Annotated in this window: 19 protein-coding genes; 6 read left to right on the top strand and 13 right to left on the bottom strand. The window is 64.2% G+C overall.

Annotation, left to right across the window (positions count from 1 at the left end; translation table 11 throughout):
- The first annotated feature begins 73 nt into the window (after window positions 1-73).
- On the top strand, window positions 74-340 hold the full coding sequence (locus tag ACM6UT_RS00515) for a DUF2188 domain-containing protein (RefSeq protein WP_416795422.1): 267 nt from the start codon (window positions 74-76) through the stop codon (window positions 338-340).
- A gap of 350 nt (window positions 341-690) precedes the next feature.
- Entirely contained in the window at window positions 691-1,707 is a 1,017-nt protein-coding gene (locus ACM6UT_RS00510) for an NAD-dependent epimerase/dehydratase family protein (protein ID WP_416795421.1), read from the top strand.
- Window positions 1,708-1,755: 48 nt separating this feature from the next.
- Here ACM6UT_RS00510 and ACM6UT_RS00505 read toward each other — a convergent pair whose 3' ends face one another.
- From ACM6UT_RS00505 to trxB, 4 genes are all read right to left on the bottom strand, one after another.
- Window positions 1,756-2,868, bottom strand: coding sequence for an alkene reductase (locus ACM6UT_RS00505; RefSeq protein WP_416795420.1), 1,113 nt, complete (start codon window positions 2,866-2,868; stop codon window positions 1,756-1,758).
- Between the two features lie 87 nt (window positions 2,869-2,955).
- Window positions 2,956-3,249, bottom strand: a complete 294-nt coding sequence (locus ACM6UT_RS00500; protein WP_416795419.1) for an ArsR/SmtB family transcription factor — start codon at window positions 3,247-3,249, stop codon at window positions 2,956-2,958.
- A gap of 347 nt (window positions 3,250-3,596) precedes the next feature.
- A complete protein-coding gene (locus ACM6UT_RS00495; RefSeq protein ID WP_416795859.1) occupies window positions 3,597-4,493 on the bottom strand; it encodes a LysR family transcriptional regulator VtlR in 897 nt (298 codons plus the stop codon).
- Between the two features lie 20 nt (window positions 4,494-4,513).
- A complete protein-coding gene (gene trxB / locus ACM6UT_RS00490) occupies window positions 4,514-5,488 on the bottom strand; it encodes a thioredoxin-disulfide reductase (protein WP_416795418.1) in 975 nt (324 codons plus the stop codon).
- 230 nt (window positions 5,489-5,718) lie between these two features.
- Between trxB and ACM6UT_RS00485 the strand changes: the two genes are divergently transcribed.
- The 3 genes from ACM6UT_RS00485 (at window position 5,719) to ACM6UT_RS00475 (ending at window position 7,777) form a co-directional block, all read left to right on the top strand.
- The gene (locus ACM6UT_RS00485; protein ID WP_416795417.1) at window positions 5,719-6,186 is read left to right on the top strand and encodes an Lrp/AsnC family transcriptional regulator; all 468 of its coding nucleotides are present in this window, start codon (window positions 5,719-5,721) and stop codon (window positions 6,184-6,186) included.
- A 20-nt stretch (window positions 6,187-6,206) separates the two neighbouring features.
- Window positions 6,207-7,052, top strand: a complete 846-nt coding sequence (locus ACM6UT_RS00480) for a glycosyltransferase family A protein (protein ID WP_416795416.1) — start codon at window positions 6,207-6,209, stop codon at window positions 7,050-7,052.
- 80 nt (window positions 7,053-7,132) lie between these two features.
- Complete coding sequence (locus ACM6UT_RS00475; protein WP_416795415.1) at window positions 7,133-7,777, top strand: glycosyltransferase family 29 protein; 645 nt, start codon at window positions 7,133-7,135, stop codon at window positions 7,775-7,777.
- Between the two features lie 5 nt (window positions 7,778-7,782).
- Here the strand turns inward: ACM6UT_RS00475 and ACM6UT_RS00470 are convergent, their stop codons facing one another.
- Window positions 7,783-8,802, bottom strand: coding sequence for a polysaccharide pyruvyl transferase family protein (locus ACM6UT_RS00470; protein WP_416795414.1), 1,020 nt, complete (start codon window positions 8,800-8,802; stop codon window positions 7,783-7,785).
- Window positions 8,803-8,970: 168 nt separating this feature from the next.
- Between ACM6UT_RS00470 and ACM6UT_RS00465 the strand changes: the two genes are divergently transcribed.
- A complete protein-coding gene (locus ACM6UT_RS00465) occupies window positions 8,971-9,897 on the top strand; it encodes a glycosyl transferase (protein ID WP_416795413.1) in 927 nt (308 codons plus the stop codon).
- Between the two features lie 15 nt (window positions 9,898-9,912).
- On the opposite strand, the gene ACM6UT_RS00460 is transcribed toward ACM6UT_RS00465, so the two are convergent.
- From ACM6UT_RS00460 to carB, 8 genes are all read right to left on the bottom strand, one after another.
- The gene (locus tag ACM6UT_RS00460) at window positions 9,913-10,968 is read right to left on the bottom strand and encodes a glycosyltransferase family 4 protein (RefSeq protein ID WP_416795412.1); all 1,056 of its coding nucleotides are present in this window, start codon (window positions 10,966-10,968) and stop codon (window positions 9,913-9,915) included.
- Between the two features lie 31 nt (window positions 10,969-10,999).
- Window positions 11,000-11,476, bottom strand: coding sequence for a transcription elongation factor GreA (gene greA, locus ACM6UT_RS00455; protein WP_129332390.1), 477 nt, complete (start codon window positions 11,474-11,476; stop codon window positions 11,000-11,002).
- A gap of 165 nt (window positions 11,477-11,641) precedes the next feature.
- Entirely contained in the window at window positions 11,642-12,874 is a 1,233-nt protein-coding gene (locus tag ACM6UT_RS00450) for a T6SS phospholipase effector Tle1-like catalytic domain-containing protein (RefSeq protein ID WP_416795411.1), read from the bottom strand.
- Window positions 12,875-12,973: 99 nt separating this feature from the next.
- Window positions 12,974-14,515 (bottom strand): MFS transporter, encoded by a 1,542-nt coding sequence (locus tag ACM6UT_RS00445; protein ID WP_416795410.1) that lies wholly within the window; start codon window positions 14,513-14,515, stop codon window positions 12,974-12,976.
- Between the two features lie 130 nt (window positions 14,516-14,645).
- Entirely contained in the window at window positions 14,646-15,122 is a 477-nt protein-coding gene (locus tag ACM6UT_RS00440; RefSeq protein ID WP_416795409.1) for an SRPBCC family protein, read from the bottom strand.
- 1 nt (window position 15,123) lies between these two features.
- Complete coding sequence (locus tag ACM6UT_RS00435) at window positions 15,124-15,570, bottom strand: SRPBCC domain-containing protein (RefSeq protein ID WP_416795408.1); 447 nt, start codon at window positions 15,568-15,570, stop codon at window positions 15,124-15,126.
- The gene (locus ACM6UT_RS00430) at window positions 15,567-15,914 is read right to left on the bottom strand and encodes an ArsR/SmtB family transcription factor (protein ID WP_416795407.1); all 348 of its coding nucleotides are present in this window, start codon (window positions 15,912-15,914) and stop codon (window positions 15,567-15,569) included. The genes ACM6UT_RS00435 and ACM6UT_RS00430 overlap by 4 nt, the downstream gene beginning before the upstream one ends.
- Before the next feature lie 95 nt (window positions 15,915-16,009).
- The gene (gene carB, locus ACM6UT_RS00425; RefSeq protein WP_416795406.1) at window positions 16,010-19,504 is read right to left on the bottom strand and encodes a carbamoyl-phosphate synthase large subunit; all 3,495 of its coding nucleotides are present in this window, start codon (window positions 19,502-19,504) and stop codon (window positions 16,010-16,012) included.
- Between the last annotated feature and the right edge of the window lie 246 nt (window positions 19,505-19,750).

Genomic DNA, 19,750 nt, shown 5'->3' with positions numbered 1-19,750 from the left:
CCGCCCCGGTTTGCAGATCGGCGGCTTTGATGAGATAGTGCCGTGGGCGAGAAAACGCATCCAGGAGACATGCATGGCCAAGGTCACCTACGAAATCGTGCCGCACGACGGTGGATGGGCGTACAAGCTTGGCGAGGTTTATTCGGAGACCTTCGCCAGCCACGACGAGGCGCTCGAAGCCGTTCGTATCGTGGTCCAGGAACAGCAGGTCGGCGACGAGCCGGTCGAGATCAGCTACCAGGACGAGTCCGGCAAGTGGCGTGAAGAGTACAGCGACGGTGGCGACCGGCCGGAGGTCGAGATCATAGACCGGTTCCGTCCCGGCGAAGCTTCCGTCTAGTCGAGCCGACGACCCGATGCCGTGCCTTCGGTCTCGCAGCGGGCGACGCCACGATTGCCCTCGCGATCCGGCCTTGCCATCGAGTCGTATCAAGGAAATGGCGACATCAGCTCACCCCCGATGACAGCGTTTTCCGAGGCGGCGAGGTTCTGCGCAAACGCCGGATCTGTCTGCTATTTCCCCGCAATATAGGCGAGTAATCCCTTCACGAGCGCGTCGAAGGCGACGCGGCATCGCGGCGTCGTCTTGTTCATACATTTATGTATATCAACTGAAGAAAATATCGCAATTCCGTATATCGCCTTCTCCGTGCATCCTCCAGTCATCAGAACAACACACGGAGCAATGTCATGACAGAGGACCTGATTTCACGACCGACGGCGCTGGTGCTGGGGGCGACGGGCGGGATCGGCGGCGCCATGGCCGCGAAGCTCGCGGGACGCGGCTACCGCGTCCGCGCGCTGCACAGGAATGCGAAGGCGATCGCGGCGCGCAATCCCACGATCGACTGGCGGCAGGGCGACGCGATGAGCCGCGCCGACGTCGTTCGCACGGCGGAAGGCGTCTCGCTGATCGTGCATGCCGTCAATCCGCCCGGCTACCGCGACTGGGCGCGTCTGGTGCTGCCGATGATCGACAACACGATCGCCGCGGCGAAGGCGGCTGGCGCTCGCATCGTGATGCCCGGTACCGTCTACAATTTCGGTCCCGAGAGCTTCCCGGACCTCGACGAGGAGAGCCCTCAGCGGCCGGTGACCGTGAAGGGAAAGATCCGCGTTGCGCTCGAAGAACGTCTCGAAGCGGCCGCCACCGGCGGCGTGCTGGTGATCATCGTCAGGGCAGGGGACTTCTTCGGACCCGGCGCCGGCAACAACTGGTTCGCCCAGGGGCTGGTCAAGCCCGGCGCGCCGGTAAAAGCCGTCACGCTGCCCGGCGCGCCCGGTGTCGGTCACCAGTGGGCCTATCTGCCGGACGTCGCGGAAACAATGATGCAGCTCGTCGAGCGCGCCGACCGTCTGCCGCCATTCGCACGTTTCCATACGGAGGGTGTCTTCGATGCGGACGGGCTGCAGCTTGCCGAAGCGATCCGCCGTGCCGTCGGGCAGCCCCGGCTGCCGATCCGGCGCTTCCCGTGGTTCTTCGTGCGTCTCGCTTCGCCCTTCGTCCCGCTCTTCCGGGAAGTCCTGGAGATGCGCTATCTCTGGCAGGTGCCGCTGCGGATGAGCAACCGTCGTCTCCTCGAGGTACTCGGCGCCGAGCCGCATACGCCCCTCGATCTTGCCGTCACCGAGACCCTCGCAAGCCTCGGCTGCCTGCCGAAACCGAAGCAGGCAGCCGGCCTGCTGCCTGAAACCGCCCGCGCCTGACCGTTGAGGAAGGAGCCCCGCAGCAGACGCCGCGGGGCAATGCCCTTTTCAGTCGAGGAAGGGGTAGTCCGTATAGCCTTCAGCGCCGCCGCCGTAGAAGGTGGCGCGGTTCGGCGTGTTGAGTTCGGCGTTCTCCTTCAGGCGCCGCACCAGGTCCGGATTGGCGATGTATTCCCGGCCGAAAGAGACCATGTCGGCATAGCCGCTCGCCACGGCCTCCATGGCGCTCGCCCGGTCATAGGCGTTGTTGGTCATCCAGACCGCCTTGCCGCCCTTGCGGCGATGCGCTGCCTTCAGTCCGGCCCAGTCGAACGGCTTGTCGCCCTGCCGGAAATCGCGGTCGCCGCCGGTTGCCCCTTCGATCACATGGATGAAGGCGAGGTCGAACGCGGCGAACCGTTCGACGAGATGGTTGAAGAGCGGCTGCGGGTCCGGGTCGAATGCGTCGTTGGCCGGTGTCACCGGCGAGATGCGGATGCCGGTACGGTTGCCGCCGATTTCCTTCGTCACGGCCTCCACGACCTCGAGCGCGAACCGAACGCGGTTCTCGATCGATCCGCCATAGGCGTCGGTGCGGTGGTTGGTGCCGGAGCGCAGGAACTGGTCGATCAGGTAGCCGTTGGCGCCATGGATCTCCACCGCGTCGAAGCCGCAATCCATCGCGTCGCGGGCAGCACGCCGGTAGTCCTCGACGATGCCGGGGATTTCCGAAAGCTCGAGCGCGCGCGGCTCGGACGTGTCGACGAACGCGCCGCTGCCGTCCTCGCCGATGACGTAGGTCTTCGACTTGGCGCGGATCGCGGACGGGGCAACCGGTGCGGCACCGCCCGGCTGCAGCGAGGTGTGGGAGACGCGGCCGACATGCCAGAGCTGGACGGCGATATGGCCGCCCGCCTCATGAACAGCATCCGTCACCTTCCGCCAGCCGGCGAGTGCTTCCGGCTTGTAGAGCCCCGGCACGTGCGCGTAGCCCTGGCCCTGCTGGGTGATCGCGGTCCCCTCGCTGACCAGCAGGCCTGCCGTCGCGCGCTGGACGTAATAGGTCACGTTGAGGTCGTTCGGGATTGCGCCCGGCGAGCGGTTGCGGGTAAGCGGCGCCATCGCGATGCGATTGGGCAGAAGCATGTCTCCGAGCTGGATCGGATCAAAAAGCATGGTCATGGGAGGGGTGCCTTTCGGGAAGATGAGAGGCGTTCGTCTGCCGTTGGGAGGAAGGCGGGCGAGCGTCGCCAGCGGAGAATGGCGGTATCAGAGTCTCGAGGCAATAGCCTTCAGGAACGCGCCGATGGTTTCCTCGTTGCGCTTGTAGAAGACCCACTGGCCGATGCGGGTGGAGGAGAGCAGGCCCGCCCTCTGCAGCGTCGAGAGGTGGGCCGAGACGGTCGACTGCGACAGGCCGCAACGCTCGAACTGTCCGGCGCTGACACCGACCTCGAAGGGGTGCTGTTGAGCTTCGAAGTGATCGTGCGGATTCTTCAGCCATGTCAGCATTTCGACCCTGGTCGGGTGTGCAAGCGCTTTGAGGACTTCGTCGAGGTTCATTTCTGTCCGTTCCGTGTCTTCCGTCTCACGCGTTGAAATATAAGCCTGCGCCCGAGATTCAACACCCGCGAATGCGATATCTTTCGAAAATACGAGATATTCCCAGCGGGGACCTGGCGGAACAGGACAAAAAAAAGGGCCACCGGATCGCTCCAGGGCCCTATAAGTGTGAAGGTCAAAAAACCTCCAGAGGGGAACAGCTGGTGCGGTGGAACTGGGAGGAAAAGCCACCGTGTGCATCAGCTGAGTGCGATATGGTCGTTATTTGTGCAGTGAACAATGCATTATAATGCATGTCTGTCATGCACGTGTTGCAGACCTGCGGCAGTCCGCACGCAGCGCGTGAATTAGAAGTTCCAGTTTCTGGCCTTCGCGACGATGAAATCACGGAAGGCTTTCAGCTTTGCCGCGTTTTTCATCTCGTCGGGATAGCAGAAATAGGTGTCGAAGGACGGCACGTCGGCGCTGGTCACGAGCTGCAACAGCCCTGGATCGCGGCCGACGATATAGTCCGGCAGCATCGCGATGCCGATGCCGAGCAGGCAGGCGCGCTTGATCGAGGTGAGACTGTTGATCTGCAGGTGCGGCTGGCGCGGATTGTCCGAGCTGCGGCCGGCGACTTCCAGCCAGTTGACGTCGAGCAGGTAGTTCGGCGCCGGCTCCCCGAAGGTGATGATGCGGTGGTTGTCGAGATCCTCGATCGACTGCGGCTCGCCGTAGCGGTTGATGTAGGAGGGCGCGGCATAGACGTGCATGTGCACCGTGAACAGCTTGCGCTGGATGAGGTCCGACTGCTGCGGCTGACGCAGGCGGATTGCGCAGTCGGCATGGCGCATGTTTACGTCCAGCTCCTCGTTGTCGAGGATGAGCTGGATCGACATGTCGGGATAGAGCTGCAGGAACTCCTGGATCTTGTCGGTGAGCCAGCCCTGGCCGAGCCCGACGGTCGTCGTGACGCGGAGCTTGCCGCTCGGCTTCTCCGTCGTCTCGGTGAGCTGCATCTTCACCGTTTCGAGCTTCAGCAGCACGTCGTGGGCGGTGCGGTAGAGAAGTTCGCCCTGCTCGGTGAGGATGAGGCCGCGCGCGTGGCGGTGGAAGAGCTTGACGCCGACCTCCTGTTCCAGCGCGCTGACCTGGCGGCTGATCGCCGACTGGGACAGATGGAGCTTGTCCGCCGCGTGCGTGAACGAACCCGCCTCCGCTGCCGCATGAAAAATGCGCAGCTTGTCCCAGTCCAGGGGCATTCCGCCGCCTCTCATCATGGTCACTCCGCCGCTTCGGCTCGGGTGGAAACGGCCGTCAGGTAGCGTTCGGCCTCGAGGGTAGCCATGCAGCCCATGCCGGCGGCGGTGATCGCCTGGCGGTAGACGTCGTCGGTCACGTCGCCGGCGGCGAAGACACCTTCGACGCTGGTGGCGGTGGAGTCCGGTGCGGTCCAGAGATAGCCATTGGACTTCAGCTTCAGCTTGTCCTTGAAGAGTTCGACCGCCGGGGCATGGCCGATGGCGACGAAGACGCCGTCGATCGCCATTTCGGAGATCGCGCCGGTCACGGTGTTCCTGAGGCGCACGCCGGTCACCGACGGCGGCATCGGCGGCTTGGCCGCCTCACCGGTGATCGCGTCCACTTCCGTGTTCCAGACGACCTTGATGTTGTCCTTCGCAAACAGGCGCTCCTGCAGGATCTTTTCCGAGCGGAAGGAATCGCGGCGGTGGACGACCGTCACCGACTTCGCGATGTTCGAGAGATAAAGCGCCTCCTCGACGGCGGAATTGCCACCGCCGACGACGATCACGTCCTTGTTGCGATAGAAGAAGCCGTCGCAGGTCGCGCAGGCGGAGACACCGAAGCCCTGGAAATGCTGCTCGCTCTCAATACCGAGCCACTTCGCCTTGGCGCCGGTGGCGATGATGAGCGTATCGGCCGTCCAGACCGCGCCGGAATCGGTGCGCACCGTGAAGGGCCGGCGATCCATGTCGACCTCGGTCACGAGATCGTTGACGATCTCGGCGCCAACGTGCTCGGCCTGTTTCAGCATCTGCTCCATGAGCCACGGCCCCTGGATCGGATCGGCAAACCCCGGATAGTTCTCGACATCGGTCGTGATCATCAACTGGCCGCCCTGTTCCATGCCGGCGATCAGCACGGGGCTCAGCATGGCCCGCGCGGCGTAAATGGCGGCCGTGTAGCCGGCCGGGCCGGAGCCTATGATCAACACCTTGGTATGGCGGGCAGTCATGGTGGTTCCTTTCAGGGATGTCGCAGAAGATGAGCGATCGATTCGCATCGGGGCCCTATGTCTGCCGCCCCATTTATGATTGCTCCATGCGTTTATTCAAGGTCAGCCTTGCAATAACGGCACGGCATCCACACCGTACCGCAATAATTGTGCCTCCGTGGGACTGATTCTTGCGTAATCGCCGGAATGCGGTACATATCCGCGCAGTCATATCTGAGAAGGTTTCTCCCTTGTTCCGCGCCGAGCTGGACGCCATCGACATCCGTATCCTCCGCGAGCTGCAACGCGACGGCCGCATCACCAATGTCGAGCTCTCCGAGCGCGTCGGCATTTCCGCGCCGCCCTGCCTGCGTCGCGTGCGCAAGCTCGAGGAAGCCGGCATCATCGAGGGGTATCACGCGTTCCTCAATGCACCGAAGCTCGGCTTCGATCTCGTCGCCTTCTGCATGGTTGGCCTCAAGCACCAGTCGGAAAGCAACCTCAAGGCGTTCGCCGCGGCGACCGAAAGCTGGCCGATCGTTCGCCAGGCCTGGATGGTCTCCGGCGACAGCGACTTCCTCCTCCATTGCGTTGCGGAAAACCTCACCAAGTTCCAGGACTTCGTGATCGAGGTGCTGACGGCCAACGACCACGTCCACACCGTCCGCACCATGCTGACCATCCGGCAGGTGAAGCGGCTCGGGCTGGTGGAGATTTGAACGCGGGGACACCGGTCGCAATGCTGACTTCCAAGAACGTGCTGCTGTGCATCTTCTCCTATAATATGGGGAGCACTCTCGAGCGCTGCATCCTGTCGACCTTCAAGATGTGTCCGGGCTTCGACGTCGCGCTGATCGACGACCAGAGCGAGGACGACGTCACCAAGGCGGTGATCGAGAAATACCGCCCGCGGATGAAGCTCTGCGTGACCTCGACCGAGGACAAGCGGGGCCGCCGCCACGGCAATCTCTACGGCAACATCCAGCGCATGTGCCGCTATGCGGAGGAGGAGGGGTATGACTTCATATTCCTCATCCAGGACGACATGCAGTTCGTCCGGCCATTCAACGATGCCATCCTGAAGCAGTACGGCCAGCTTTTCGCATCGGACGACAAGGTTCTTCAGGTCGATCCGCGCTTCCTGCGGAAAGGCTACGCCTACGACATTCTCGAAGACGTGAAGGCCTATCGCTTCCCCGATGGCGACCCCCGTCGCTCCTATGCCGATGTCGGCATCCTGCGCCTGTCGACGCTGAAGAAGCTCGGCTGGACGTTCCGCGAGAGCGAGGCGGAGAACAAGAAGGTTCTTGCCGATCTCGGCTACGTCCGGCTCTTCCCGTTCTCGCCGATCGTGATGCATGTGCCGTTTCCACGGACCTACCGTGCCGGCAAGCTGAAGACCTCGCTGTTTCCGATGCGGCGTGGCGAGTATGAATTCCACGAGATGACGCCACGCGAGCAGGAGTGGATGGACCGGCGCAAGCTGCAGGAGATCCCTTATTTCCGGCGCTTCCTGCGACCCAGGAACATGCTGCTGGCAAGGCTGGTTTATGCTCTGGTGACCGATGCGTCGGCGCTTCGCTGACGGCGATGCGTTAGCCCTCGATAAAGCCTCCTCCGGCGCGTTCGTCCGGACGTGAGATCTGTTCTATCTGGACGTTGTGCATGCGGAAGATCGAGAAGAAATATCTGCGCGTCGTCGGTGCCCTGCGTCGGTTCCTCGGGCTGCAATATCGTTCGCCGCTCGACGAGCAGGACGTGTTCCAACTGGTCCGCGACAGGCGCGTGGCACTCGTCGGAAATTCACGTGCGCTCTCCGGCACGACGTTCGGAGCGGAGATCGACGCCCACGATCTCGTCGTCCGGTTCAACAGCGCTCCGATCCCATCGGCGGCTTCCCACGGGTCAAGGACGGATGTCATCGCCACCAGCATCGAGCTCGAAAAGTCGATCATGGCCGAGCGCGGCGCAAGCCATCTCTTCTGGATGTCGCCGCCACGCAACGCCCTTCAGCACTGGATCGTGCGATGGCCGTTCTTCTTCCTCTATCCGCGGGAGAGCCATAAGGTCCTGTGCGCCCGGGCCGACAACCGGCCGACGACCGGGTTGATGGTCATCGAACTCCTCAGCCGTTCCCCGTGCAAGTCGGTCGACCTCTACGGTTTCGACTTCTACGAGAGCGGTTCGCTTTCCGGTGGGCAGACGAAGGCAACGTCGCCGCACGACTATGATACCGAAGAGGATTTCGTCTCGCGGCTGATGGTCTCGGACAAGCGCTTCGCGCTGCATCGAGCCGATCCCGACGGTTGAGGCGCTCAGCCTCGTCGCGCCAGGCGGGCGATATCGTCGAAGAGGGCGGCGCTCCGCGTCCGGCACATGGCGATGCCCTCTTCGATTGCCCGCATCTCCTCCGCGGAATAGGCGAGGATATCGGGGGAGGCGAGCAGGTCCGGCAGGTCTTCGATCGCGACCAGACGTTTCTCGCCGAGCCCGAGATCATGCATCAGCGCCCCGATCTTCCAGGAATTCGACTCGATCGCCAGGAACGGCGTCCGGGTGAAGAGGCAGAAGCAGACCGCGTGGAAACGGCCGGTCACATGCAGGTAGCCGTGCTGGAGCGCGTCGATGAAGCCGGCTTCGTCCCTGTTGAACAGGACATTGCCGTGCCTCCAGCCGAATGCGGCGGCATGGAGCCGGATATAGGCCTCCCGCAGGAGCCTGAGCGGCGTCGCCACATGTGGCTTGCTCGCCTTGATCGTCTTGAGGATCGGAAGCAGGCGCGCGTCGGCGCGTGAATCGGCCAGCGCCAGCAGCCGGCGCGAAACGTCGCGCGAAACGGAATCACCGACCAGCAGGAGGTTGCGTGTTATGCCCGGCGCGGCCTCCTCGAAGCCTCCGGATAGGGAGAGGTCCGGGACGAAGCCGACATCACGACCGGCATGGCGGCCGGCCTCCGCGGCGCTCCAGGAGTCGCGCGTCGAAATGATCGCCATCTTTTCGAGATAGTGGGACCATTCCGAGGGGTTTTCCTGATAGATCGCGTTGATCAGCGCGACCGGCTTGTCACCACGCGCTGGGTGATCGACCACCCGGAGAAGCCGGGCTCCGGAATGGGCGCCGTGATGGAGCGTTCCTTCGCCGTTGATGACAATGACGTCGCTCTTCGCCATGGCATCGAGGAAGGGGCGATCGTTCTCCCAGTCGTTGCGCACGCCGCTGCGGGCGAGCACGCGAATGCCGCGGCTCGCGAGGTTCTCCTCGATGAGCCGCATGACCCGGAAACAGCCGAAATGGCTGTCGCCTCGGGTGTCGTTCAGGATGACCGCATTCGCCACGACTCGTTTTCCTTGCGCGCGGCACCTTGCCAAGCCGCCATCGGCGTCTTTATCTGTCCGCCCGACGGGGGATCAAGCCTTTTCGGCGGAAGGTCCGGCAGGGACGGCGTTCCGGCCGAGAACGGACTAGACGCGCCGGAGGGGTGTGCGGCGAGAATTGGAGTGCGGGTGTCAGGATCGCGGTCGAAACCTCCCCTGTGGCGGAAGGCAGTCAAGCTTCTCGTGCGCCTCGTCCGCGGGCCGTCCTTCGCCCATGCCTATGCCTGGACGCCCGGCCTTTCGATGGTCAAACCGGCAGGGACCGAAGACATCGGAGAGATCGTCTACCGCGGGAGCAGGGTCGGGGCCTTGCTGCATCCGGACGTCCTGGCGAAGCGCGCCGGCGCGGAGATCTTCGTCATCGGCTCCGGCCCGTCGGTCACGCAGACGCGGGTCGAAGATGCAGGCCCCTCGACGGTGATCCTCCTCAATGGGGCCATGAGCCTGATCGGCAACAAGATCGCCACCCCGCTTGCCGTCGCCGTCGAGGATGAGCGCTTCGTCTGGCGGCATTTCGACCTGATGCGGGCGAAGATTGGTGCCGATACGCTCTGCCTCTTCTCGGTCGGCGTCATCCGCACGATCTGCGAGCTCGACCGCGCCTGGCTCTCGGACAAACGCATCATCCTGATTGACGACATCCGCAAGCCGTACCGCACACGACGTCGCGGCGCCGCCGAGCTTGCCGGCATCAGCTGCGCCACCGTGTCGGACGACGGCATCGCCGGCTTTTCGAGCGATCCCTCGGTCGGCGTCTTTCAGGGCGGCTCGGTGGCGATCAGCGCGATCCAGTTCGCCGCCTATTGCCGCCCGCAGACGATCGGGCTCTTCGGCATCGACATCTCGAATGCAGACCGTCCGCGCTTTTACGAGCAAGCCGGGGACACGGCGAAGTCCGGCATCGCCGGCGCCGAGGCGCGCATCGTCCGGCACATCCTGCTTGCGCATGAAGTTTGCCACCAGAAAGGCATCAAACTTGTCAACTATTCGCCGGTTTCGGCACTGCGCGGGACCGCGATCGGCTACGATCCGCGGTTCGCGGTGACGACCGCCTGACGGCGCTCTTCGCCGTCACCGCGCGAGCGCGGCGTAGATCTCCCCGAGCCGGCGGGCTTCGCCTTCGATGCTGAAATTTTCGGTGACATGGGCGAGCGCCCGGGTGCCCGCGGCGGATAGGCGTGCCGGATCGTCCATGAAGGCGCCGGCGGCGGCCGTCATCGCCGCGAGATCGTCGGCCGGGATAACGACGCCCGTTTCCTGTTCTCCGGTGACGATCAGTTCGGGGAAGGCGCCGACATCGGTCGCGACGACAGGCACGGCGGTCGCCATCGCCTCGAGCGGCGTCAGGCCGAAACCCTCCCAGCGCTGCGGTGCGACGAAGAGGTCGAGCGCCCGGTACCAGTCGTTGATGTTGGTGTGTTCGCCGACGAAGAGAATGCGGTCCGAAAGCCCGGCCTTCGCCACCCGTTCCTTGAGTTCGGTCTCGAAGGCTGCGTGCGAGGCGGTCGCCCGGCCTGCGATGATGGCGATCCAGTCCGGCCGGCTGGGAAGCAGGGCGATCATCGTGTCGACGAAGAGGTCGGTGCCCTTCTGGCGGCGCACGCGGCCGAAACAGCCAGCGATCTTCCGCTCGGGATCGAGCCCCACGGCCCGCTTGGCCGCCGCCTTGTCTGCCGGCGGAGAGAAGCGTGCGGTATCGATGCCGTGCATGACGACGCTGTTTTCGACGTCGAGATAGGCGGCGGTACGGGCGCTCGTCGCGACGACGGCGTCGACGCGGGCGATCAGCGCCTTGGTCCAGCGGGTGTGCCTGCGCTGTGAGGCGGAGGTGAAGAGAATCTTGAGCGGCATGCGCAGGAGATCGCGCAGCACGAGCCCGGCCAGCATCTCGTTGTTGCGGCGCGCGTGCCAGACGCGCTTCTGCCCGCTTCGCGGCCTATTCCAGAGACGCAGGAGGTCGGCATAGCCGATCCGCGGAAGCGAGGCGGGAAGGCCCGGCCCGAGAGTTGCAACCTTCTGGCCGAGCCGGTTCTGGACGGGAACGAGTTGGATGATCGTCGAGGTGACGCCGGAAAGCCGCTGCTTGAAATTCGGCGCGATGACCTCGACGTCGGCGATATCCGTCACGCGGGCAATCCCTGTTCCGGCGGCAGGGGCCTCAGCCCCACTGCACCGCCAGGATCTCGTAGGCTTTGGAGCCGCCGGGGGCGACGACTTCGATCGAGTCGCCCACTTCCTTGCCGATCATGGCCCGCGCGATCGGCGAGGAGATCGAGATGCGGCCGGCCTTCACGTCGGCTTCCTGGTCGCCGACGATCTGGTAGACCTTCTCTTCATCCGTGTCCTCGTCGACGAGCTTCACCGTCGCGCCGAACTTGATTTTGGAACCCGACATCTTCGAAAGGTCGATGACTTCCGCGCGCGCAATCAGGTCCTCGAGTTCCGTGATACGGCCCTCGTTGTGGCTCTGTGCTTCCTTGGCGGCGTGGTACTCGGCATTTTCGGAAAGGTCGCCATGGGCGCGCGCTTCCGCGATCGCCTCGATGATCCGCGGGCGCTCTTCCTGTTGCCGCCAGCGCAGTTCTTCCTGCAGCTTGGCGAAACCGTTCTGCGTCATCGGTACCTTTTCTACCATTTCGACTTCCTTCGCATGTGGCGCCTGCATGGCGCAGACATAAAAGAAAACAGGTTCCGGAGCGGCGCTACGGAACCATGTCTCAAATCACTTCGGTGGAAGGTATAGCAGCCCGGTCGGAATTTCCAGAGCTTTTGTCGAGGCCCCCCGCGGCGTTCCGGCCTGTCACGGTTCGATCCTGTAACGGGAGGGAAGGTTTTCCGGCCGGTAGGGACCGCGAGGCAGGGGCGCGGCCATGCGGTCGATCACCGACTGGTGGACCAGGGCCTCGGCCGGGATGAAACGCGGGTCGGAAAACGGCAGATAGACGCCGCCCGCGGCGCCGCCGCGTCGCCACGAACTGTCCGGCACCCGTCGCGGCACGATTTCCAGAACGCGCCAGGCGAGATTCATGCTGTCGTGGTCCGGCCCCTTCGGGTCGGGCGCGACATAGGGCTTTTGCGGGTTCTGCCCGAATACGATCTCGTTCACCGTCCGCGTAATGACCTCGAGGCCCTTGTCGGTCGCCTCCTTGACCATCCAGGCGAGCGGAATCTTGATCAGCGCACTTTCCCGTTCCGGTTGGCCGCCGCCGACGTCTCCGTGGCAGCCGGCGAACCACACTTCCTTGACGTCCTGCGGCGGTGGCGGTTCCTTCGGCCGGAACGGGCTTCCCCAGTAAGGCTGGTCGGTGTCCCAGTATTGCGGCCGGAACATCGTTCGCCGCTCGTCGATCGCCAGCGCCTGGCGGACGACCTCGACGCTCGGATTGCGCCGGGTGAAGGGATGCGTCTTCAGCCGCACACCCGAGGGGCCGTGTTCGATCACCGAACCGACGGTGTCGAAGAGACCGAGCATCCTGATTTTCGGCCTGAAGGTCTTCAGCGTCCGCTCATGCAGGCGCATCGCGGAAAACGCGGAAGGCGTGTCCTCGCCGGGACCGGCATCGCTCTCCGGTGGCGGCACGAAATCCGGGATCGCCTTGTAGGCGCTGTAGGCATAGTCGACGAGGTTGAGGTTGTGGCGGCTGACGAGCCCGAGGGCGTGGATGAAGCCCGCCAGCACCCTTGCGGTGTAGGCGCCGCGGCTGAAGCCGAAGAGAAAGAGGCGGTCGTCCTCGCCGTCCTTCCGGCTGCCCCTGCCGCGCGGGGCGGATTCGTAATTCTCGACGATGAAACGGTAGGCGTCCTTGACGTTCTGATCGAGGCCCCAGCCGGTCGCCATGCCCCAGATCTCGACCGCATCGCGATAGGGCTTCAGCCAGGCGTTCACCGCGCCGAAGGTGCCGACGCCCGGATCGTAATAGACGATCTGGTCGGTGTTTCGCTTCAGCGCCCCGAAAAGGCGCAGGATGTTGGTTCTGTCCTCGGCAATCTCGTTTGACGTGCCGTCGAACAGTAGGACGATGTTCTTCGCCATGGCGCATGCTCCCCGCCGCGATTGGGGCAGCATAGCAGTTGGCGCGTCTCACCACAATTTGCGGTTGACCGGGCAGACGGCGGTAGGCTCGCTCACCGATCAATGCGCAGAGTTGCTCTCGATTGCAGGCGCGCCGGCGTAGACGCGGCGGGCGACGGCGGCGAGCAGCACGAGCGCCACCGTGGCGAGCGCGCAGGAGACGGCAAAGCCGAGGGAGAAACTGCCGCGGGCGAGATCGAGCCAGGGGGCAGCGGTCTCGCCGAGGGTTCGGGCGGCATCGACCGCGCCGGCGAGCGTCGAGCGGCTCGACTCGGCCATGGGTGGCGGCAGGCTGTCGAGGTCGGCGCCGTCCATTTCGAAGCGGTAGACGACGGTGCCGAGGCTGCCGAGCAGGGCCACCCCAAGCGCACCGCCGAATTCCGCGCTCGTCTCCGAGATCGCCGAGGCCGCACCGGTGCGCTCGGGTGGGGCCGAGCCGACGATCAGCCCCGTCGTGGTCAGGATCACCGGCACGAAGCCGATGGCGATCAGGCCGCTCGCACAAAGAACCCCGAAGAGGCTCTGGTGATAGGCGGCGACGCCCATTGCGGCGGCGCCGACCGCGTTGACGACGAGGCCGAGCAGCACCGTCCTCACCGAGCCGAGCCGGTTGGTGATCCGGTAGGCCTGCAACGACATGACGGTGAAGACGAGGCCCGGCAGACCCGACCAGAGCGCAGCCTCGAGCGGGGAAAGGCCGAGGACGAGTTGCAGGTACTGGTTCTGGAACAGGAAGATGCCGAAGACGAAGAAGACGCCGGCGAGATTGACGAGCAGGGAGGCCGTAAAGGCGGGTATCCTGAAAAGGGCGAGATCGATCAGCGGATCGGCGAGCCGCCGCTGGCGCCGTATGAACAGCGCCCCGACGGCGAGCCCGATCGCGACCGGCAGGAGATGGATGCCCGTCATCCCTTCCGTCGCGATCTTCTTGAAGCCGTAGATGATCGGAAGCACGGTTGTGAGCGACAGGGCGACGCTCGGCAGGTCGATCCGGCCGGCGCTGCCGCTGCGATATTCCGGTAGCAGGAAGGGGGCCGCAACGACGAGCACCAGCATCACCGGCACGTTGACCAGGAAGACCGAACCCCAGTGGAAATATTGCAGCAGGACCCCACCGATCAGCGGTCCGATCAGCCCGCCGAGCGCGAAGGCGGTACCCCAGATGCCGATGGCGCGGTTGCGCTCGCCTTCGTCGGCAAACAGATTGACGACCAGGGAAAGCGTCGACGGCGCGATGGTGGCGCCCGCGACGCCGAGGCAGGCGCGCGCGACGATCAGCATCGGAGCGCTGGTCGAAAAGGCAGCGAAGATCGACGCCGCACCGAAGGCCGAGGCACCGGCAAGGAGCACCTTGCGCCGGCCGATGCGGTCGCCGAGCGTGCCCATAGTGACGAGAAAGCCCGCCACCATGAAGCCGTAGATGTCGTTGATCCACAGCAGTTCGGCCGCCGTGGGATCGAGATCGGTGACGATTGCCGGCATGGCGAGGAAGAGCACCGAAAGGTCCATGGAATAGATCAGGCAGGCGATCGACAGGATCGCCAGGCCAACCCATTCGCGGCGGCCGGCCTTGCCGGCCGGCGTGTCAAGCGGCGTGTGCATGGAACGCTCCTTCTGGAAGAACCATCACTCTGCGGCAATTCCGATCAATAGACAAATGTCAAATTTTGATGGGACGGTGAGGGATGCCGCTGACGGACGAGGGAACGGAACGCCTGCGACGACGCGACCGTCAGTTGTCGGCCGCGCGTGCCTTGCGCTGCACGTAGGCGTCGAGCTTGGCGAGTGTCTGGTTTCCGCCTTCGATGGCGCCGAACTCCAGGGTCGCGTCGCGGGCTTCCTTCGTCGCGAAGATGAGGATCAGCGAGACACGGGTCTTTCCGCCTTCGTCTTCGAAGGTGATGATGCCGTTGAAGTGGGCCGCTTCTCCGAGCTCGGCGCCATGCTCGTAAGCGAGGCGCGAGGGCGGAGAGATTTCCGTGTACCGGATCCAGTTCGGCCATACCTTTCCGTCAGGGCCGTACATCGTATAGTGCCAGAGCCCACCGACGGCGAACTCCATCGCATGGGTCTCGTTGGTGAAGCCGTTCGGACCCCACCAGGCATCCAGATGCCGGGCATCGGAAAAGGCTTCGAAGATCAGTTCGCGCGGCGCGCTGACGGTGCGTTCCACACGCAGGATCTTTGCGGGATCGAGGACGTCGGACATCTCAGTGTACTCCCTTGCGTTGACGGAGGAGGGCTTCCAGCCGATCGAAATTCTGCTCGTTGGCGGCGTGGAGAAACCGCCCCAGTTCCAGGTTTTCTTCCGTCCGGTCGAACAGCATCCGCCAGGTCAGGCGGGCGCCGCCGTTGTCATCGGCGAAGGTCATCTCGAGTGAAAAGGCGTGGACCGGCTCGTGATGGAAAGCGCGGATGCTCCTTCCGTGGGATACATCCTCGAAGGTCCAGCGATTTTGGAAGTCGGTACCATTCGAGGCGGTCATGGTGACGAGCCAGGTGCCGCCCGGCCGGAGGTCGAATGCGGTGATGCGGTTGGTGAAGCCGTGCGGTCCCCACCAGCGTGCGAGCTTTTCCGGATCGGCGAACGCGTCGAAGAGCGTTCGGCGATCGACGGGAAACAGGCGTTCGTTGAGGATTTCGATCTTGTCGCTCATTTGCCTTCCTCTTTTGCACGGTCCTTCTGCAGGGTGGCGAGATAGGTATCCAGCCGGTCGAGTCTGTCCTCCCAGAGCTTCCGGTAGTCCGTCAACCAGTCGTCGACGCCCTTCAGCGGTTCGGGCTCCAGCCGGCAGGGACGCCACTGCGCGGAACGTCCCCGCGAGATCAGCTTTGCCCGCTCGAGCACCTTCAGGTGCTTCGACACGGCCGGCAGGCTCATGTCGAAAGGCGACGCCAGTTCGTTCACCGTCGCCTCGCCCTTCGCGAGCCGGGCAAGAATGGCGCGGCGGGTCGGATCGGCGAGGGCGAAGAGCGTTTCGGAAAGCGGATCGGTCTGCATGATTAACCGTAAAGTTAATTAACTTGTCGGTTAACTACAACATAAAAAGAAGCCGGTCAAGTGGCGCTTGACCGGCCTGGCGTCTGGGGATCGTCTCAGAAGTAGCTCTGCAGCGGCCGGACTTCGAGCTGGCCGTTCTTCAGCGCCCGGATTGCCTCCGCCGCGGCCAGCGTGCCGGCCATGGTGGTGTAGTAGGGTACCTTCTGCATCAGCGCGGCGCGGCGCAGCGACTTCGAATCCGAGATCGCCTTGTTGCCGTCGGTCGTGTTGATGACGAGTTGGACCTGGCGGTTGCGGATCGCGTCCTCGATGTGCGGACGGCCTTCGAGAACCTTGTTGATCTTGACGGCGTCGATGCCCTTCTCGGCGAGGAAGCGCTGGGTGCCGCCGGTCGCCATGACCTTGAAGCCGATATCGGCGAGCAGGCGCACGGCCGGCAGGACCCGTTCCTTGTCCTCGTCGCGAACCGAAACGAAGACCGTTCCGTCACGCGGCAGCTCGACGCCGGCGCCGAGCTGGCTCTTGGCGAAGGCGAGCGCGAAATCGGTGTCGAGGCCGATGACCTCGCCGGTCGAGCGCATTTCCGGGCCGAGCAGGGTGTCGACGCCGGGGAAGCGGGCAAACGGGAAGACGGCTTCCTTGACCGCGATGTGCTTGAGGTTGCGCGGATCCGGCTTCTTGCCGTAGGCGGCGATCGCCTGGTCGAGCTTCTCGCCAGCCATGATGCGGGCGGCGATCTTGGCGATCGGCGCGCCGATGGTCTTGGCGACGAAGGGCACCGTGCGCGAGGCGCGCGGGTTGACTTCGAGAACGTAGATCACGCCGTCCTTGATGGCGTACTGCACGTTCATCAGGCCGCCGACGTTCAATGCCTTGGCCATGGCCTTGGTCTGGCGTTCCAGCTCGTCCAGCAGTTCCGGCGAGAAGGAGCGCGACGGCAGCGAGCAGGCGCTATCGCCCGAGTGAATGCCGGCTTCCTCGATGTGTTCCATGATGCCGGAGACGAAGACGTTCTCGCCATCGCAGAGCGCGTCGACGTCGACTTCGACCGCGTTGGTCAGGTAGCTGTCGAAGAGCAGCGGGTTCTTGCCGAGCAGCGTGTTGATCTGGCCGGTCTTGTCGTTCGGGTAGCGCTGCTTGATGTCTTCCGGAACGAGGCCCGGAACGGTGTCCAGCAGGTAGGACTGCAGCATGCTCTCATTGTGGATGATCTGCATGGCGCGGCCGCCGAGGACGTAGGACGGGCGAACGACCAGCGGGAAGCCGATCTCCGAGGCGACCAGGCGGGCCTGTTCGACGGAGTAGGCGATGCCGTTGTTCGGCTGCGTCAGGTCGAGCTTCATCAGCAGCTTCTGGAAGCGGTCGCGGTCTTCGGCAAGGTCGATCGCGTCCGGCGCGGTGCCGAGGATCGGGATGCCGTTCTTTTCCAGTGCTTCTGCGAGCTTCAGCGGGGTCTGCCCGCCGAACTGGACGATGACGCCGACGAGTGTGCCGTTTTCCTGCTCGGCGCGCATGATCTCGATCACGTCTTCGGCCGTCAGCGGCTCGAAATACAGGCGGTCGGAGGTGTCGTAGTCGGTCGAGACGGTTTCCGGGTTGCAGTTGACCATGATCGCTTCATAGCCGGCATCCTTCAGCGCGAAGGCGGCATGGCAGCAGCAATAGTCGAACTCGATGCCCTGGCCGATGCGGTTCGGGCCGCCGCCGAGGATGACCACCTTCTTGCGGTCGGAGACCTGTGCTTCGGAACGGGCATTGCCGACGAAGGGCGTCTCGTAGGTCGAATACATGTAGGCGGTCGGCGAGGCGAATTCGGCCGCACAGGTGTCGATGCGCTTAAAGACCGGGCGGACACCCAGCGAATTGCGCAGCATCGCGACGTCCTTCGGCTTGCCGCCGGTCAGCGAGGCGAGGCGGGCGTCGGAGAAGCCCATGGCCTTCAGCATGCGCAGGTTCTCGGCGTCTTCCGGCAGGCCGTGTTCGCGGACACGCGCTTCCATGTCGACGATCGCCTTGAACTGGGCGATGAACCATGGATCGATCTTGCAGCCTTCGTGCACTTCCTCCGGCGACATGCCGAGGCGCAGAGCCTGGGCGACCATGCGCAGGCGGTCCGGCGTCGGCGTGCCGATCGCGGCGCGGATGGCGTTCTTGTCGTCGGCTCCGTCACCATTGGTGCCAAGGCCGGGGATCTCGATCTCGTCGAGGCCGGTGAGGCCGGTTTCGAGGCCGCGCAGCGCCTTCTGCAGCGATTCTGCGAAAGTGCGGCCGATCGCCATGACTTCACCAACCGACTTCATGGCGGTGGTGAGCGTCGGTTCTGCGCCCGGGAACTTCTCGAAGGCAAAGCGCGGGATCTTGGTGACGACGTAGTCGATCGACGGCTCGAAGGAGGCCGGGGTCGCGCCGCCGGTGATGTCGTTTTCCAGTTCGTCCAGCGTGTAGCCGATAGCGAGCTTGGCGGCGACCTTGGCAATCGGGAAGCCGGTCGCCTTGGAGGCCAGCGCCGAGGAGCGCGACACGCGCGGGTTCATTTCGATGACGACGAGGCGGCCGTCCTTCGGGTTGACGGCGAACTGGACGTTCGAGCCGCCGGTCTCGACCCCGATCTCGCGCAGCACCGCGATCGAGGCGTTGCGCATCATCTGGTATTCCTTGTCGGTCAGGGTCAGCGCCGGCGCGACCGTGATCGAATCGCCCGTGTGCACGCCCATCGGATCGATGTTCTCGATCGAGCAGATGATGATGCAGTTGTCCGCCTTGTCGCGGACGACTTCCATTTCATATTCCTTCCAGCCGAGAACCGATTCCTCGATCAGCACTTCGGTGGTCGGCGAGGCGTCGAGGCCGGAGCCGACGATCTCGAAGAATTCCGAGCGGTTGTAGGCGATGCCGCCGCCGGTGCCGCCCATGGTGAAGGACGGGCGGATGATCGCCGGCAGGCCGACATCGTCGAGCGCCTGGGCGGCGATCGCCATGGCATGGCTCATGTAGCGCTGCTTGCGATCGCTCTCGCCGAGGTTCCACTGGTTCTCAAGTTCGTCGAGCGCCTTGTCGAGCTCGGCGCCGGACAGCTTCGCCTTCAGCTCCGCGCGCGCGGCCTCGTGGGTCTTGCGGTCGGCATCCTTGATCTCGGTGGCGTTCGCCAGCATCGACTTCGGCGTTTCGAGCCCGATCTTCGCCATCGCCTCGCGGAACAGCGCGCGGTCTTCCGCCTTGTCGATTGCGGCCGGCTTGGCGCCGATCATCTCGACGTTGTAGCGGTCGAGCACGCCCATTCTCTTCAGGGAGAGTGCGGTGTTGAGCGCCGTCTGGCCGCCCATGGTCGGCAGCAGCGCGTCCGGGCGTTCCTTGGCGATGATCTTGGCAACGACTTCCGGAGTGATCGGCTCGACATAGGTCGCGTCGGCAAGGCCCGGATCGGTCATGATCGTCGCCGGGTTGGAGTTGACCAGGATGACCCGGTAGCCTTCCTCCTTCAGCGCCTTGCAGGCCTGAGTTCCTGAATAGTCGAATTCGCAAGCCTGACCGATGACGATCGGCCCCGCGCCGATGATGAGGATGGACTTGATATCTTGGCGCTTCGGCATCGGCGTCTTCCAATTTCTTGTTGCGCGAAACGCCGGCCAGGGCAATTCACCGGCCGGGGCGCAAGGAGGGTCTTTTCAGGCTAGAAGCGGCTTATAGGGAATTGTTCGCCGTAGCGGAACCCCAAAATTCATCGCGCGCGAGGAAAGTTGGGGAGGGCGCGTTCAGAGCGCGCCGATGCGATCGGAGCCCGCGACGTCCACGCGTCGAAATGCTCCGGCGTCGTGGGGCGCTCAAGCACTTGGACG

Source organism: Ciceribacter azotifigens (assembly GCF_048159625.1).
Taxonomy (GTDB): domain Bacteria; phylum Pseudomonadota; class Alphaproteobacteria; order Rhizobiales; family Rhizobiaceae; genus Allorhizobium; species Allorhizobium azotifigens.
Note: the sequence above shows the minus strand (reverse complement) of the source record. Positions and strands in the feature narration are given on the sequence as shown.

Coding starts and splice junctions, on each gene's coding strand:
- ACM6UT_RS00515 (WP_416795422.1), top strand. CDS start 74: ATGGCCAAGGTCACCTACGAAATCGTGCCGCACGACGGTGGATGGGCG.
- ACM6UT_RS00510 (WP_416795421.1), top strand. CDS start 691: ATGACAGAGGACCTGATTTCACGACCGACGGCGCTGGTGCTGGGGGCG.
- ACM6UT_RS00505 (WP_416795420.1), bottom strand. CDS start 2,868: ATGACCATGCTTTTTGATCCGATCCAGCTCGGAGACATGCTTCTGCCC.
- ACM6UT_RS00500 (WP_416795419.1), bottom strand. CDS start 3,249: ATGAACCTCGACGAAGTCCTCAAAGCGCTTGCACACCCGACCAGGGTC.
- ACM6UT_RS00495 (WP_416795859.1), bottom strand. CDS start 4,493: ATGCCCCTGGACTGGGACAAGCTGCGCATTTTTCATGCGGCAGCGGAG.
- trxB (WP_416795418.1), bottom strand. CDS start 5,488: ATGACTGCCCGCCATACCAAGGTGTTGATCATAGGCTCCGGCCCGGCC.
- ACM6UT_RS00480 (WP_416795416.1), top strand. CDS start 6,207: ATGCTGACTTCCAAGAACGTGCTGCTGTGCATCTTCTCCTATAATATG.
- ACM6UT_RS00475 (WP_416795415.1), top strand. CDS start 7,133: ATGCGGAAGATCGAGAAGAAATATCTGCGCGTCGTCGGTGCCCTGCGT.
- greA (WP_129332390.1), bottom strand. CDS start 11,476: ATGGTAGAAAAGGTACCGATGACGCAGAACGGTTTCGCCAAGCTGCAG.
- ACM6UT_RS00450 (WP_416795411.1), bottom strand. CDS start 12,874: ATGGCGAAGAACATCGTCCTACTGTTCGACGGCACGTCAAACGAGATT.
- ACM6UT_RS00445 (WP_416795410.1), bottom strand. CDS start 14,515: ATGCACACGCCGCTTGACACGCCGGCCGGCAAGGCCGGCCGCCGCGAA.
- ACM6UT_RS00440 (WP_416795409.1), bottom strand. CDS start 15,122: ATGTCCGACGTCCTCGATCCCGCAAAGATCCTGCGTGTGGAACGCACC.
- ACM6UT_RS00435 (WP_416795408.1), bottom strand. CDS start 15,570: ATGAGCGACAAGATCGAAATCCTCAACGAACGCCTGTTTCCCGTCGAT.
- ACM6UT_RS00430 (WP_416795407.1), bottom strand. CDS start 15,914: ATGCAGACCGATCCGCTTTCCGAAACGCTCTTCGCCCTCGCCGATCCG.
- carB (WP_416795406.1), bottom strand. CDS start 19,504: ATGCCGAAGCGCCAAGATATCAAGTCCATCCTCATCATCGGCGCGGGG.